General features: G+C 71.1%; 16 protein-coding genes. 5 read left to right on the top strand and 11 right to left on the bottom strand.

Annotation, left to right across the window (positions count from 1 at the left end):
* Positions 1-332 precede the first annotated feature (332 nt).
* Entirely contained in the window at positions 333-581 is a 249-nt protein-coding gene (locus NQ165_RS01115) for a hypothetical protein (RefSeq protein WP_257530455.1), read from the top strand.
* Between the two features lie 46 nt (positions 582-627).
* On the top strand, positions 628-1716 hold the full coding sequence (locus tag NQ165_RS01110) for a GNAT family N-acetyltransferase (protein ID WP_257530453.1): 1089 nt from the start codon (positions 628-630) through the stop codon (positions 1714-1716).
* Positions 1717-1737: 21 nt separating this feature from the next.
* Here NQ165_RS01110 and mutM read toward each other — a convergent pair whose 3' ends face one another.
* The 6 genes from mutM to NQ165_RS01080 are packed head-to-tail and all read right to left on the bottom strand — an operon-like array spanning position 1738 to position 6869.
* A complete protein-coding gene (mutM, locus tag NQ165_RS01105; protein ID WP_257530451.1) occupies positions 1738-2643 on the bottom strand; it encodes a bifunctional DNA-formamidopyrimidine glycosylase/DNA-(apurinic or apyrimidinic site) lyase in 906 nt (301 codons plus the stop codon).
* Positions 2636-3328, bottom strand: a complete 693-nt coding sequence (rnc, locus tag NQ165_RS01100; RefSeq protein ID WP_257530449.1) for a ribonuclease III — start codon at positions 3326-3328, stop codon at positions 2636-2638. The genes mutM and rnc overlap by 8 nt, the downstream gene beginning before the upstream one ends.
* Positions 3329-3347: 19 nt before the next feature.
* Positions 3348-3557: a 50S ribosomal protein L32 gene (gene rpmF / locus NQ165_RS01095; protein WP_013586329.1), complete on the bottom strand. Its 210-nt coding sequence runs from the start codon at positions 3555-3557 to the stop codon at positions 3348-3350.
* 2 nt (positions 3558-3559) lie between these two features.
* Positions 3560-4108 (bottom strand): DUF177 domain-containing protein, encoded by a 549-nt coding sequence (locus NQ165_RS01090; RefSeq protein ID WP_257530517.1) that lies wholly within the window; start codon positions 4106-4108, stop codon positions 3560-3562.
* 58 nt (positions 4109-4166) lie between these two features.
* Positions 4167-4664, bottom strand: a complete 498-nt coding sequence (coaD, locus tag NQ165_RS01085; RefSeq protein ID WP_257530447.1) for a pantetheine-phosphate adenylyltransferase — start codon at positions 4662-4664, stop codon at positions 4167-4169.
* Between the two features lie 42 nt (positions 4665-4706).
* Positions 4707-6869, bottom strand: a complete 2163-nt coding sequence (locus tag NQ165_RS01080; protein WP_257530445.1) for an ATP-dependent DNA helicase RecG — start codon at positions 6867-6869, stop codon at positions 4707-4709.
* Positions 6870-6940: 71 nt separating this feature from the next.
* Between NQ165_RS01080 and NQ165_RS01075 the strand changes: the two genes are divergently transcribed.
* Positions 6941-7522, top strand: a complete 582-nt coding sequence (locus NQ165_RS01075) for a 1-acyl-sn-glycerol-3-phosphate acyltransferase (RefSeq protein WP_257530443.1) — start codon at positions 6941-6943, stop codon at positions 7520-7522.
* A 4-nt stretch (positions 7523-7526) separates the two neighbouring features.
* Positions 7527-8090, top strand: coding sequence for a 16S rRNA (guanine(966)-N(2))-methyltransferase RsmD (gene rsmD, locus NQ165_RS01070; protein WP_257530441.1), 564 nt, complete (start codon positions 7527-7529; stop codon positions 8088-8090).
* A 1-nt stretch (position 8091) separates the two neighbouring features.
* Here the strand turns inward: rsmD and thiL are convergent, their stop codons facing one another.
* Complete coding sequence (gene thiL, locus NQ165_RS01065; RefSeq protein ID WP_257530439.1) at positions 8092-9087, bottom strand: thiamine-phosphate kinase; 996 nt, start codon at positions 9085-9087, stop codon at positions 8092-8094.
* 75 nt (positions 9088-9162) lie between these two features.
* Here thiL and NQ165_RS01060 point away from each other — a divergent pair, with 75 nt between their 5' ends.
* Positions 9163-9639, top strand: a complete 477-nt coding sequence (locus tag NQ165_RS01060) for a DUF3515 domain-containing protein (protein WP_257530437.1) — start codon at positions 9163-9165, stop codon at positions 9637-9639.
* Here the strand turns inward: NQ165_RS01060 and NQ165_RS01055 are convergent.
* From NQ165_RS01055 to murA, 4 genes are read right to left on the bottom strand one after another with little or no spacing between them, the layout of a single operon-like run.
* A complete protein-coding gene (locus NQ165_RS01055; RefSeq protein ID WP_257530435.1) occupies positions 9632-10723 on the bottom strand; it encodes a D-alanine--D-alanine ligase family protein in 1092 nt (363 codons plus the stop codon). The two genes, NQ165_RS01060 and NQ165_RS01055, sit on opposite strands and share 8 nt — an antisense overlap.
* Positions 10629-11756, bottom strand: a complete 1128-nt coding sequence (locus NQ165_RS01050; RefSeq protein WP_257530433.1) for an NAD(P)H-dependent glycerol-3-phosphate dehydrogenase — start codon at positions 11754-11756, stop codon at positions 10629-10631. The genes NQ165_RS01055 and NQ165_RS01050 overlap by 95 nt, the downstream gene beginning before the upstream one ends.
* Complete coding sequence (locus NQ165_RS01045) at positions 11746-12513, bottom strand: 1-acyl-sn-glycerol-3-phosphate acyltransferase (RefSeq protein ID WP_257530431.1); 768 nt, start codon at positions 12511-12513, stop codon at positions 11746-11748. Before NQ165_RS01045 ends, NQ165_RS01050 begins: the two co-directional genes overlap by 11 nt.
* Positions 12510-13892: a UDP-N-acetylglucosamine 1-carboxyvinyltransferase gene (gene murA / locus NQ165_RS01040; protein WP_257530429.1), complete on the bottom strand. Its 1383-nt coding sequence runs from the start codon at positions 13890-13892 to the stop codon at positions 12510-12512. The genes NQ165_RS01045 and murA overlap by 4 nt, the downstream gene beginning before the upstream one ends.
* Positions 13893-13900 lie beyond the last annotated feature (8 nt).

Here is a 13900-nt window from a genome sequence, read left to right as displayed (position 1 = left end):
CGGTCTTGACGTGCGCACCGGCACGCGCTAAGTTCCTTGATCGCGTCAGAAGTTGAGAGGAGGTTCCCACGTGTTTTACATCAGCAACCCAGCTTTGACCCCCGCGTTCACCGCGCCCGCGTCGCTGCGCTGCCCCATGGGAACCGCCGTCTCCTTCGGAGCCGGCTCCGCCGGCAGCACGCCGGCCGCCGCCTGACCTGAGCCTGCGACGACTCTGCCCTTCGGCAGATCTTTGTGCACTCCTCGGCCGCCCCATCTGCAGGGCCGCCACTCCCATCCCTCGTGCCCGGCACGATTCCGCCGCTGCCGCGGCCACCTCTCTCGGAGAAACCATGAACACCCTCACCGTCTCGCGTGCCGCCCGCGCGCTGGACACCGTACGAACGACAGATCGCCAGTCGCAACCCTCGCTGCCGGACCGCGTCGCCATGCGCGTGGCGCTGGCGCTGCTGCTGTGGAGCACCCGGCCCCGACGGTCGAAGCCCACCTTCCACGACCTCGTCCGACGCGAGCGTCTGCTCGCCGCCGCTGAGCGCGAACGCGCGTGGCTGCTGCTGAGCCACGTCACCTCCTCCCGTTGAACCTCTCTTCTCAGGCCCGTCACGACGGACCGGATCGGATCACCCCATGAGCACCCTTCTCGCCGATGTGCGGCTGCGGCCCCTCACCGTGCCGGCGTCGATGCACGCCGCGGATGCCGCAGACTTCGCCGCCATGGTCGACGTGCGCAACCGCGTGTACGAGCAGATCTCCGGACACGCGGATCACTCGATCACCGCGCCGGAGCTGCTGCCCAACTTCCAGGACACCGAGGACGAGGAGCGCTTCATGTGGCTCGTCGAGGCCGACGGTGCTCTGGTTGGCCGCGTCGGCGTCGACCTGCCCCGCGAACGGGGCTCACGCACCGCGTACTGGCTGATCGAGCTGCTGCGCGAGGCGTGGGGGCGCGGCATCGGATCGCACGCCTATGAGCTTGTCGAGCGCACCGCCCGCGAGCACGGGCGCACCGTGCTGCAGGCATGGGCCGAGCAGCCTGCGACCGGGGAGGGCGAGGTGCTCGCACCGCCCACCGGGTTCGGAGAGGTGCCGCTCGATCACATCGCACGGTTCTTCCTGCGCCACGGCTACACCCTCGAGCAGGTCGAGCGCGCGAGCGCCCTGGATCTGACGAGGCCACTGGACCGCGTCGAGCAGCTCCACGCCGAGGCGCAGGCCGCGGCGAAGGACTACCGCGTGGTGCAGTGGCACGCTCCGACACCGCCGGAGTTCGTCGAGGGCTACGCCTGGATGAAGTCGCGGATGTCCACGGATGTCCCCGCGGGCGCGTTGGAGTTCGATGAGGAGACGTGGGATGCCGCGCGCGTGGAGCGCCACGACCGTCGCTACCTCGACGGCGGCCGCGCCCTGCAGGTGACCGCCGCGCAGCACATCGCGACCGGCGAGCTGTGCGCGTTCAACGAACTGGTCATCGGTCAGGACCCCACCGCCGCGTCGCATCAGGAGGACACCCTCGTGCTGAAGGAGCACCGGGGGCACCGGCTCGGCATGCTCGTGAAGTGCGCAGGGCTGCTGTCGTGGCGGGGTCTCCACCCGCGGTCCCCGCGGGTGATGACCTACAACGCCGAGGAGAACCGTCCGATGCTCGACATCAACGAGGCGATCGGCTTCGTGCCGATCTCCTACGAAGGCGCCTGGAAGAAGACGCTGCAGGAGTGATGCCGCCCCGCGGCCGCGGACTCAGCTCCGCGGCCGCGGCGGCTTCTGGCAGCGCGGGCAGAAGTGGCTCGAGCGGTTGGTGAACGACACCCGCACGATCGCCGCACCGCACCGCGGGCACGGCTGCCCCGTGCGACCGTAGGCGTTGAGCGAGTGCGCGAAGTACCCCGCCTGGCCGTTGACGTTGACGTACTGGGCGTCGAAGCTCGTGCCCCCCTCGGCCAGCGCCTTCTCGAGCACGAAACGGATCTCGTGCAGCAGGCGGTTCGCCGTGCGCGATGACAGCGCCGTCGCGGGCGTCTCGGGGTGCACCCGCGCCGCCCACAGTGCCTCGTCGGCGTAGATGTTGCCGACGCCGCTGAGCACGGTCTGGTCCAGCAGCACCCGTTTGACCGCAGACGCCTTGCGGGCGAGCGTGCGTCGCAGCGCCGCGTCGTCGAAAGCCGGGTCCAGTGGATCGCGCGCGATGTGCGCCACCTGGGTCGGCACCTTGGCGGCATCCGTCCCCCACCCGCCGGGCGCGCCGTCCGGGGTGGGGATCAGCGGGTCGACGGCGAGGGATCCGAACGTGCGCTGGTCGGCGAAGACCACGGCCAGGTCGCCGTGCGTGGGGTGGGCGATATCGAGACGGATGCGCTCGTGCCGTTCGTGGGGCGCGCCGGGTTCGCGCAGCAGCAGCTGCCCGCTCATGCCGAGATGGGCGATCATCGCATCGGCATCACCCTCTAGCGGAAGCCAGAGGAACTTGCCCCGACGGGCCGCCGTGACGATGCGGCGTCCGAGCAGGGCGGCTTCGAACGAGGCGGCATCGCCGCGGTGGCGGGTGAGTGCACGGTCGTCGGCGACGGTGACCCCGGTGATCCGTGCACCGGTCACCGCGGGAGCCAGGCCCGCGCGGACCACCTCGACTTCTGGAAGCTCAGGCACGGGCGCTGAGCTCGCGCCACGCCGTGAGCGCGGCCGCCATCTCCGCCTGCTTCTTGCTGGTGCCGGACCCGGTCGCGCTGAGGTCTCCCACGGTGACGGTCGCCGTGAAGACGCGGTCGTGATCGGGACCGGACGCCTCGATGGCGTACACCGGCGGATCGAAGGAGTTGCGCGCGGCGAGCTCCTGAAGACTGGTCTTCGGATCCATCGCGGCGCCGTAGCGATCGGGGTCCTGCAGCAGCGGCTCGACCAGGCGCAGCACGAGGTCCGTCGCCGCTTCGGGTCCGGCGGAGATGTAGGTGGCGCCGATCACGGCTTCCATGGTGTCGGCGAGGATCGAGTCCTTGTCGCGACCGCCGGTCTGCTGCTCGCCCCGGCCCAGCAGGAGATGATCGCCGAGGCCGATGCCGCGGGCGACTTCCGCCAGAGCCACCGTCGACACCACGCTCGCCCGCCGCTTGGCGAGGGATCCCTCGTCGAGCTCGGGGTGCGCGGTGAACAGCCGCACGGTGACGGCCTGTCCCAGCACGGAGTCGCCCAGGAACTCGAGGCGCTCGTTGTGCGGGATGCCGCCGGCCTCGTACGCGTACGAGCGGTGGGTCAGTGCAAGCGACAGAAGCTCGGGGTCGATCTCGACCCCGAGCTTGTCGACGAGCGTTGCCCGCTCGCTGGTGACGTCCGTCACGTCATCCGCCGATCGCGGATCAGACGTCGGCGACCTTGCGGCCCTTGTACTCCAGGAACAGCTCGGTGCCCTGCGAGTCGGTGACGACCTTGGCCTGGTGGGGACGGCTGTAGACGACCTTGCCGTTCTCGATGGTCTTGACCAGCGCGGGGGCCTCGGCCTTCCACTGCGCACGGCGCGAGCGGGTGTTGGAACGCGAAACCTTGCGCTTCGGGGGGTTGCCTGCCATGGCTAGCTCTCTTCTGTGTTCTCGGCGCCGCGGTCATCCGCCGCGTCGTCGTGGGTAAAGGTCCTCAGGGCGGCCCAGCGCGGATCGACGGGTTCGCGAGGCTCATGCGACGCTTCCGCAGTCAGCCTCTCACCCGTGATCGGGTCGAGCCCGGGGCAGTCCGGCTGACACACCGGCTGGAACGGAAGCGACAGGACGATTGCGTCCCTGATCAGATCCTCCGTGTCGACATCGTCGCCCTGGAGCTCGAAATCAATCGCTTCCTCCCCAGGATAACCGAAGAGCTCCTGAAACTCGACTTCGACCGGCTGAGCGATGTCTCGGAGGCACCGGCCGCACACGCCGCGATAGGTGGTGTCGGCTGTGCCGGTGACGAGGATGCCCTCGTGGACGGACTCCAGGCGCACGTCCAGGTGGACGTTCTCGCCCTTCTCGACGGCGACGAGGGACTCGCCCCATCGCTGCGGTGCGGGTGCATCGACGACGAACTCGCGCATCTCCCCCGGTCGGCGCACGATGTCGCGCGCGGGGAACACGAAGGGGCCGCTCACATGCTTTTTCACCACGGTCGTCAATCGTACCCGCGTGACGGGCGGCAGGCGCGACCGGTCAGATGTCGCGGGCCCCCGTGTCGAGGAACCGCGCGACCGGTCCGGGGACGAAGGGGGCCACGTCTCCGCCGAGCGCGGCCACCTGGCGCACCAGCGAGCTGGAGACGAGGGCGTGCGCCGGGTCGGGCAGGAGGAAGACGGTCTCGATCCGCGCCAGGTGGCGGTTCACGATGGCCATCGGCGTCTCGTAGGCGACGTCGACCTGCGAGCGGATGCCCTTCACCAGCACTCCGGCGCCCACATCGGTCGCATAGTCCACGAGCAGTCCCATGCTCCAGCTGGCCACCACGACGTCGCCGGGAATCTCGGCCTCGGCGATGGACTGCTCAAGCAGGCTGAGGCGCTGCGCGATGGGGAGCATGGCTTCTTTGCCCGGGTTGTGCACCACGAGCACGTGCAGTTGGTCGTACAGCGCGGCGGCTCGCCGGATCACGTCGAGGTGACCGAGGGTGGGAGGGTCGAAGGAACCGGGAACAACGGCGATCCGAGGGTTCATGGATCCAGCGTATCGCCGCTCGGAAGCCGCTCCGTACGCCGGTCAGCTCTTGGCGAGGGCCGCGCGCTCCTGCTGCCCCAGACGGCGCTCGATCGCGGCGGCCAGGCCGGGGTGCGCCTGGAGCTGGGGATCCGCCGACAGCACCTTCTCGGCCTCCTGGCGGGCGACCGCGATGAGGTCGGCGTCGGTCACCACGCGCAGCAGGCGCAGCGACGAGCGCGCCCCCGACTGCAGGTCGCCCAGCACATCGCCCTCGCCGCGCAGCTCGAGGTCGACCTCGGCGAGTTCGAATCCGTCGGTCGTCGCGGCCACGGCCTCCACACGCTCACGCGCCGGAGTGCCGGCAGGCGCCTCGGTCACGAGCAGGCACAGGCCCGGCACCCCGCCTCGGCCGACGCGCCCGCGCAGCTGATGCAGCTGCGAGACGCCGAACCGATCGGCTTCGAGGATCACCATCGTCGAGGCGTTGGGCACGTCCACCCCCACCTCGATGACCGTCGTGGCCACCAGCACGTCGATCTCGCCGCGCGCGAAGGCCTGCATGACGGCGTCCTTCTCGTCTCCCGGCATGCGCCCGTGCAGGATCGACACCCGCAGGTCCGCGAAAGCGGGATGCCCGGCCAGCAGCTCCTGCACCTGCACGACTCCCCACCGGGTGCGCTCGGGTGCGCCGTCGGCCTCCGCCACGGGCTCGTCGGCGGTGTCGTCCTTGACGGCGGCCTCCGCGTCGATGGCGGCGCACACGACGAACGCCTGACGCCCGAGCGCGACTTCCTCGGCGATGCGCTCCCAGACCCTGGCGAACCAGCCGGGCTTCTCCGCCAGCGGTGCGACGAAAGTGGAGACGCCGGCGCGACCGGCCGGCATGGTGCGGATCGTGGAGACGTCGAGGTCGCCGAAGACGGTCATGGCCACCGTGCGCGGGATCGGGGTTGCGGTGAGCACGAGCACGTGCGGCGCCGTGCCCTTGGCCCGCAGCGTCTCGCGCTGCTCCACGCCGAAGCGGTGCTGCTCATCGACGACGACGAGTCCGAGGTCGGCGAAGGTGGTCGATGCGCTCAGCAGCGCGTGCGTGCCCACGATGATGCGCGCCTGACCGGACGCGGCGCGCAGCGCGGCCTTGCGGCGCTCGGCGGCGGGCATCTGGCCGGTGAGGAGCGTGGGCATCAGCTCCGGCGCCAGGCGGGGTCCGAGCATGCGTGCGATGGAACGCAGGTGCTGCGCCGCGAGCACCTCGGTGGGTGCGATGAGGGCGGCCTGACCGCCGGTCTCGGCGACCTGCAGCATGGCCCGCAGCGCCACCAGGGTCTTGCCCGAGCCCACTTCGCCCTGCACCAGCCGGTTCATCGGCCACGCGCCTTCGAGGTCGGCGGCGACGCGCTCCCCCACCGTCACCTGGTCGTCCGTCAGCGCGAACGGGAGCGCGGCGTCGAACTGCGCCAGCAGGCCGTCGGCGGCGGCGGGGCGCGATGTCGCCGCCAGCGCCCGCACCTCTGCGCGCTGCTGCAGGAGGGCCGCCTGCAGCACGAACGCCTCATGGGTGCGCAGCGTCTCCTGGGCCTGGCCGATCTGCTCGAAGGTCTCCGGGCAGTGGATGCGCTCCAGCGCGGTGCGGGCGTCGAGCAGGTCGCGGGCGATCCGGAACTCCTCCGGAAGCGGGTCGGGCACCTCGTCGAGCATGTCGAGCACGGTGTCGACGGTCTTCTTCACCTGCCAGCTCGCAACGGTGCCCGTCGCGGGGTAGATGGGCACCGGCTCGGTCGAGCGGGTCTGCGCGGTCACGCGGGCGACCGCTTCGTCCTCGAACAGCTGGTAGTCGGGGTGGGCGAACTGCTGCGCACCCCGGTAGATGCCCACCTTGCCGGAGAAGATCCCCCGGCGCCCCGGGGTGAGCTCGTTCAGACGCCAGGCCTGGTTGAAGAACGTCAGGGTCAGGGCGCCCTGGCCGTCGCTGATGACCACCTCGAGGATCGAGCCTCGGCGGTTGCGCATGCGCCGCTCGGTGGCGGAGCGCACCTCGGCGACGATCGTGACCTGCTCCCCCAGCGGCAGCGAGTCGATCGGGGTCAGCTCGCCGCGCTTGGCGTAGCGGCGCGGGTAGTGGACCAGCAGGTCGCCGACGGTCTGCATCCCGAACGCGCGCTCGAGCGCACCAGCGGTCTTGTCGCCGACCGCGGCGCGCAGACGCGTCTCGAGCGACACCATGAGGGAGATTCTAGGCGGCACGGCGGACACGCCCGGCGTTCGTGGAGGCGGCGCCGCCGTATCGTGGAACGGTGACCCGACGCACACTCGCCCGCATCTACTGGGCCCTCAGCCGTTGGCGCCTGGACACCGCACCGGCGCCGGAGCGTCCCGGCGTGCTCATCGGCGCCCCGCACACCTCCAACTGGGACTTCGTCATCATGCTCGCCATCGCGTGGCGCCTGGGCATCCCGGTGCGCTGGCTGGGCAAAGACAGCCTGTTCCGCGGCTGGCGCGGTCCGATCATGCGCCGGCTCGGCGGCATCCCCGTCGACCGCGACAACCCCGCCGGCCTCGTCGCGGACGTCGTCGCGCGCGTGCAGGCGGGCGAGGTCTTCGGCCTCGTCGTCACTCCGGAGGGCACGCGCGGGGCAGGAAACCACTGGAAGTCCGGGTTCTACCGGATCGCCCGCGAAGCCGGCCTGCCGGTGACCCTCGGCTACGTCGACCGCACCACCATGACCGCGGGTCTCGGCATCACGGTGGAGCTCACCGGCGACGTCCGCGCCGACATGGACCGCATTCGCGCCTTCTACGCCGACAAGTCCGGCCTGCGCCCTCATCTGCGCACCGAACCCCGACTGCGGGATGAGTCGTCGACGACGGTAGCGTGAGCGTGTGACTCGCATCATCGCCGGTGCCGCCGGCTCGCTGACGCTCGTGGTCCCCGACGCGGGCACCCGCCCGACCAGCGACCGCGTGCGCGAGGCGCTGTTCAGCTCGCTCGAAGCCGCCGATCTCGTGCGCGATGCCCGTGTGCTGGACCTGTACGCCGGTTCCGGGGCGCTGGGACTGGAGGCGCTCAGTCGCGGCGCGGGCTCGGTGGACCTCGTCGAGAAGTCGCCGCGCGCGGCGGCGACCGCCCAGCGCAACGCCGTCGCGGTGGCGAAGGCCGTGCGCGCGTCGTCTGCCGCCTGGCGGGTGCACCGCTCCTCGGCCGACGCGTTCCTGCGCACCGGCGGCGTGCCCTTCGACCTGGTGTTCCTCGACCCGCCGTACGACGTGGGCGAGGCGGAGCTCACGCAGACCCTCGCCCTGCTGGTTCCGCTGCTGGCCCCCGACGCGACCGTCGTGGTGGAGCGGGCGCGCCGCTCACCGCAGCCCACGCTCCCCGACGGGCTCGTCGCCACACGGGACAAGCGCTACGGCGACACCACGCTGTGGTGGGCGACCACCGCCTGACTCAGCCCGCCTGATGATCCCAGTCGCGATAGGGGTCCCACCCGCCGGGCCCGTCGTACGGCGCACCGTCGAGCTGCACCGCCGCCGCGCCCGCCTGCGCGACACCGCCGATGACGCGGAAGCCGCCGGGAAGGGGCGCCCCGGGCGGGAAGGTCGCCAACAGCGCATGGTCTTCGCCGCCCTCCAGCGCTGCGACGGGATCCGGGCCGAGCGCGGCGGATGACAGCACCAGGGTGACCCCGGATGCCGCGGCCAGCCGCCGCGCGTCCAGAGCCAGTCCGTCGGAGACGTCCATCATCGCCGTCGCACCCGCGGCGGCGGCCTGCGGGCCGAGCGCGATCGGCGGGTGCGGGCGCAGCTGCGCGTCGAGGGCGAGGAGTTCCCCCGCCGTGAGCGCGCTTCTGTCCACCGGCAGCGCAGCGCCCGCGTCGTCGCGGAAGCGGGAGAAGAGCAGTGCCAGACCCGCCGCGGCGTGTCCGGCATGGCCGGCGAGGGCGACGACATCGCCCGGGCGCGCGCCGCCACGGCGCACCGGCTCGACCCCGTCGAGCACGCCGACGGCGGTGACGGCGATGGTGAGGGTGTCCGAGATGGTGAGGTCGCCGCCCTCGACGGCGCACCCGGGCGCGAGCGCGTCGCACGCTTCGCGCAGACCCGCGGCGAGGTCGGTCACGAAGTCGACGGTGGTGTCTGCGGGCATCGCCAGGGCGACGAACAGCGCGGTCGGGCGCGCGCCCATCGCCGCGACGTCGGCGAGGTTCACTGCGGCCGCCTTGAAGCCGAGATCGACACCTCCCGACCACGCCAGACGGAAGTCCGGCCCCTGCACGAGCGTGTCGGTGGTCACGACCGCGCGGCCGCCGGGAACGGCGAGCACCGCGGCATCATCGCCGGGGCCGATGACTGCCCCCGACGAGCCGGCGAGCACCTTCAGCAGCGCCTGCAGCACCACGCTCTCCCCCACGTCTCCGACGGTTCCGCCTGGTGCACTGCTCACCCGTCCACCGTACGGGACGCTCCGGCGGCGTGACCCGAGGCCGGGCCCGCACGCGCGCTCGATTACGCTGGAGGGGTGTCCCGCCTCCGCCCTTCCGCCGCGCTCACGGCCGTCCTGGGGCTTCTCCTCCTCACCGGCTGCGGCACCTCGTCCGTGTCGCTCACCGCAGCCCCCGACGCGAACGACCCGCTGTGCGCGGAGGTGACCGTGCGGCTTCCCTCCACCGTCGACGGCGCCGACCGGCGCTGGACCGACGCGCAGGCGACCGCCGCGTGGGGCGATCCGACGGCTGTCATCCTCACCTGCGGCGTCACGCCGCCGGGACCCACCGAGGCCCGCTGCATCACCATCGGCGGCGTGGACTGGATCGTCGACGAGTCGCAGGCGCCGCGCTACCGCATCACGACGTACGGCCGCACTCCCGCGGTGGAGGTGTTCGTCGACAACGAGCAGGTCTCGCCGAACGAAGTGCTCTCGCGGTTCGCCCCGTACATCGTCGACACGCTCCCGCGTGAGCGGCAGTGCACCGAGACGGCCGAGCTGCTCAGCTGACCCGGTCGCCCGCCAGTTCGATCAGCTCGGTGATCAGCTCGGGATAGGTCATGCCCGACGCGATCCAGCAGCGTGGGAACATCGAGATCGGCGTGAACCCGGGCATGGTGTTCACCTCGTTCACGAAGAACTCGGTGCCGGTGTAGAAGAAGTCCACCCGCGCGAGCCCTTCCCCGCCCAGCGCCTCGAACGCGCGCGCCGCCACGCGCTGCATCTCGGCGAGCTCGCCCTCGTAGAGCTCTGCCGGGCAGACCAGGTCGACACCCGCGGCGTCGAGGTACTTCGCCTCGAAGTCGTAGAACGCGCGACCGGTGACGACGATCTCACCGGGCACGCTCACCCGCACGGGGCCACCGTCGCGCCCGGGCAGCACGCCGCATTCGACCTCGCGGCCCACCACCGCCTGCTCGATCAGGGCGGTGGAATCCTCCGCGAACGCCACCTCGAGGGCTGTGTCGAGCTCGTCCCAGCTCTCCACCTTCGACACTCCGACGCTGGAGCCGGCGCGGTTGGGCTTGACGAACACGGGAAGCCCCAGCGAGCGCACCTGAGGCATCCACCGGGAACGGTCACGGTCGTACTCGACGCGGCTCAGGTGACGCCAGGGAACGACCGGAACCCCGGCAGCCTGCAGCACGCTCTTGGTGACGTGCTTGTCCATGCCGATCGCGGACATCAGCACGCCCCCGCCGACGTAGGGAAGGCCCAGCAGCTCCAGCATCCCCTGGATCGTGCCGTCCTCGCCGAAGCGGCCGTGCAGGATCGGGAACACCACATCGACGTCGCCGAGGCTCTCCTCGGTGCCGTCCGGGCGCACCACCCGCAGCTCGCGGGACAGCGTGGAATCCGGCCACCGGATGCGGGTGCCGTTGTCGGCGACCACGGGCAGGGCGCCGTGGGTCAGGGTGAAGCGGTCGGGGTCGTCGTGCTCGAGCACGAACGCGCCGTCGTGCGTGATCCCGATCGGAATGACCCGGAAGCGGTCGCGGTCAATCGCCCGCAGCACTCCTCCCGCCGTTGCGCAGCTGATCGAGTGCTCGCTGGAGCGACCTCCAAAAAGCACCGCCACTGCCGGCTTGTCCATGCTGCGTCCTCTCGCCCTGGGGCTGATCGTCGTCGGTGGTGAGGTGGGGGGCGATGTCGCGCGGCTGCATCGTGCCGTCGAGCACCATCTTCACCTGTTCCACGATGGGCATCGGGATGCCCGCCTCGCGGGCCAGCTGCAGGACCGGCGCGACCGAGCCGAGACCCTCGGCCGTCTGATCCATCTGCCTGACCACGTCCTGGAAGCTGTACCCCTGGCCGAGCAGTCGCCCGGCGGTGTTGTTGCGGCTCAGCGGCGACTGGCACGTGGCGATGAGGTCGCCGAGCCCCGCCAGTCCCTGCAGCGTCTCGGGCTGCGCCCCCTGCGCCACCGCGAAGTCGGTCATCTCGACCAGTCCGCGCGTGATGATCGACGCCTTCGTGTTCTCGCCGTACCCCACGCCGTCGACGATGCCGATCGCCACGGCGATGAGGTTCTTCAGCACGCCGCCGAACTCGGTGCCGATGACATCGGTGTTCACGAACGTGCGGAAATAGCGGTTGCGGGCACGGCGGGCCACCGCGTCGGCGGTCTCCCGGCTGATGGAGGAGATGACGGCGGCCGTGGGCTGCTCACGGGCGATCTCGAGGGCGAGGTTGGGGCCGGATGCCACAGCGATGCGCATCGGGTCGCAGCGCAGCTCCTGCTCGATCACCTGGCTCATCCGCAGGCCCGTGCGCTTCTCGACGCCCTTCATCAGCGAAACGATCGGCACGTCGGTGCCCGCGACGAGCGGGCGCAGCGCCTTGAGGTTCGCGCGCGCCGTCTGGCTCGGGATCGACAGGTAGACCTGCGTCGCCCCGTCCAGCGCCTCGGCGAGGTGGTGCGTGGCCGACATGCTGCGGGGCAGGTTGATGCCGGGGAGGTACTGGCTGTTGCGCTTGGCCTCATCGATCTCATGCGCAAGCTCGGGCCGGCGCGCCCACATCACGACGTGGGCGCCGCCGTCGGCGAGGATCTTGCCGAAAGTGGTGCCCCAGCTGCCGGCGCCGATGACCGCGACGCGCGGCGCGGCATCCGTTCTACGACTCAAGGCGACCTGTCTCCTTCTGCCCGTGGATCGCCGGATCCCACCGTTCGGCGGGCGGGGTCTCCCCGCGCAGGCGCCCCTGGAGCTCGGCGATGTCGGACATCACGACGTCGGTCGCCTCGACGAGGGCGGTGTGCTGAGTCGCACGCCCGGCGTAGGCGCTGAGGTCGACGGGCGGGCCGACCAGGATGCGCACGCGCTTGCGCGGCGGCCAGAGGCTCAGCTTGCCGTACCGCGGCAGGATGCGCTGCACGCCCCAGGTGGCCATCGGGATCACGGGGAGCCCACCGGCCAGGGCCACCCGCACTGCGCCGGTCTTGCCGCGCATGGGCCACAGGTCGGGGTCTCGCGTGAGCGACCCCTCCGGGTACACGATCACGCCGTTGCCCTCGGAGATGAGCCGCTCGGCCGTCTCGATCGTCTGCTTGGCGGTGCTGGCGGAGCCTGCTCGCGAGACCGGGACCATACCGGTCGCGCGCAGCGCCCAGCCCAGCACCGGGACGCGGAAGAGTCCTTCCTTCACCATGAAGCGCGGCGCGCGGCCCAGTCGCCAGGTCGCGACGGCCACGACGACCGGGTCGAACTCGCTGTAGTGGTTCGGGGCGAGGACGTAGGCGCCTTCCATCGGGAGGTTCTCGCCTCCCTCGATCTCGATGCGCGCCATCAGCCCCGCGATGGGCACGACGACGCCCGCGAGCGGCCAGAAGACGCTGGGACGCGTCTTCTCCGGCGATGCGCGACGTGTACGGGCCACGGTCATCCGATGACGTCGAAGTCGGCGCCCAGCGCGCGCAGCTTGTCGAAGAGGTTCTCGTAGCCGCGCCGGATGATCCCGACGTTGTGCACGATCGACTCCCCCGAGGCGGTCAGGGCGGCGATGACGTGGCTGTAGCCCCCACGCAGATCGGGCACCACGATCTCGGCGCCGTGCAGGGGCGTCGGACCGGTGATGACCGCGGCCTGCTCCAGCGCCCGGCGCGGCACGCGACGGTACTCGCCTTCCAGCCCCTCGGGGTGCACGACGATGTCGGCGCCCATCTTCACCAGGGCGTCGGTGAACCCGAACCGGTTCTCGTACACCGTCTCGTGCACGACCGAAGTGCCCTCGGCCTGGGTGAGCGCCACGATGAGCGGCTGCTGCCAGTCGGTCATGAAGCCGGGGTGCACGTCGGTCTCGACCACGACGGGCTTGAGGGGTCCACCGCGGTAGAAGCGGATGCCCTCCTCGCCGATGTCGAACGCGCCGCCGGCCTTGCGGAAGATGTTGAGGAACGTCAGCATGTCCTGCTGCCGGGCGCCGCCGACGAAGATGTCGCCGTCGGTGGCCAGGGCGGCCGCCGCCCACGATGCGGCCTCGTTGCGGTCGAAGATGCAGCGGTGGTCGTAGCCGGTGAGCGTGTCGACGCCCTCGATGAAGATGACCCGGTTGGGCTCGTACGAGATGATGGCGCCCATCTTCTGCAGTACGCCGATGAGGTCCATGATCTCGGGCTCGATGGCGGCGTTGCGCAGCTCGGTGGTCCCCTTCGCACGCACAGCCGTCAGCAGCACCTGCTCGGTCGCGCCCACGCTCGGGTACGGCAGCTCGATGTCGGCTCCGTGCAGTCCGTCCGGAGCGGACAGGCGGATGCCGCTGGGCAGCTTCTCCACGACTGCGCCGAAGCGGCGCAGCGCGTCGAGGTGGAAGTTGATGGGACGGTCGCCGATACGGCATCCGCCGAGGTCCGGGATGAACGCCTGCCCCAGCAGGTGCAGCAGCGGCCCGCAGAAGAGGATCGGGATGCGCGAGGACCCGGCGTGCGCGTCGATCTCCTCGAAGTGCGCGGACTTCGCCGCACTCGGGTCGAGAACGAGACTGCCCGCCTCTTCGCCGTCCTCGACGCGCACCCCGTGCACCTCGAGGAGCGAGCGCACGACCTGCACATCGCTGATGTCCGGCACGTCGCGCAGGACGCTGACGCTCTCCCCGAGCAGGGCGGCGACCATCGCCTTCGTGGCGAGGTTCTTCGCCCCGGTCACGTCGACGCGTCCCACCAGCGCGCGTCCCCCGCGGATGGCGATCGTATCGCCGGTCACTGCCTGCAACTGTCCTTCCGACTCCTCTGTCGCCGACCGGTTCTCGCTGCGGAGTGACTTCATGCGGTGGA

Origin of the sequence: Microbacterium sp. zg.Y1084 (genome assembly GCF_024623595.1) — a bacterium.
In the GTDB taxonomy this organism is placed as follows: domain Bacteria; phylum Actinomycetota; class Actinomycetes; order Actinomycetales; family Microbacteriaceae; genus Microbacterium; species Microbacterium wangruii.
This window is presented reverse-complemented; position numbering and strand designations above follow the sequence as displayed.

Bases quoted from the DNA above. Each gene is read 5' to 3' on its own strand.
- coaD (WP_257530447.1), bottom strand. From the start codon at position 4,664: ATGAACCCTCGGATCGCCGTTGTTCCCGGTTCCTTCGACCCTCCCACC.
- murA (WP_257530429.1), bottom strand. From the start codon at position 13,892: ATGAAGTCACTCCGCAGCGAGAACCGGTCGGCGACAGAGGAGTCGGAA.
- NQ165_RS01115 (WP_257530455.1), top strand. From the start codon at position 333: ATGAACACCCTCACCGTCTCGCGTGCCGCCCGCGCGCTGGACACCGTA.
- NQ165_RS01110 (WP_257530453.1), top strand. From the start codon at position 628: ATGAGCACCCTTCTCGCCGATGTGCGGCTGCGGCCCCTCACCGTGCCG.
- NQ165_RS01080 (WP_257530445.1), bottom strand. From the start codon at position 6,869: ATGGTGTCGCTCGAGACGCGTCTGCGCGCCGCGGTCGGCGACAAGACC.
- NQ165_RS01045 (WP_257530431.1), bottom strand. From the start codon at position 12,513: ATGACCGTGGCCCGTACACGTCGCGCATCGCCGGAGAAGACGCGTCCC.
- rpmF (WP_013586329.1), bottom strand. From the start codon at position 3,557: ATGGCAGGCAACCCCCCGAAGCGCAAGGTTTCGCGTTCCAACACCCGC.
- NQ165_RS01055 (WP_257530435.1), bottom strand. From the start codon at position 10,723: ATGGACAAGCCGGCAGTGGCGGTGCTTTTTGGAGGTCGCTCCAGCGAG.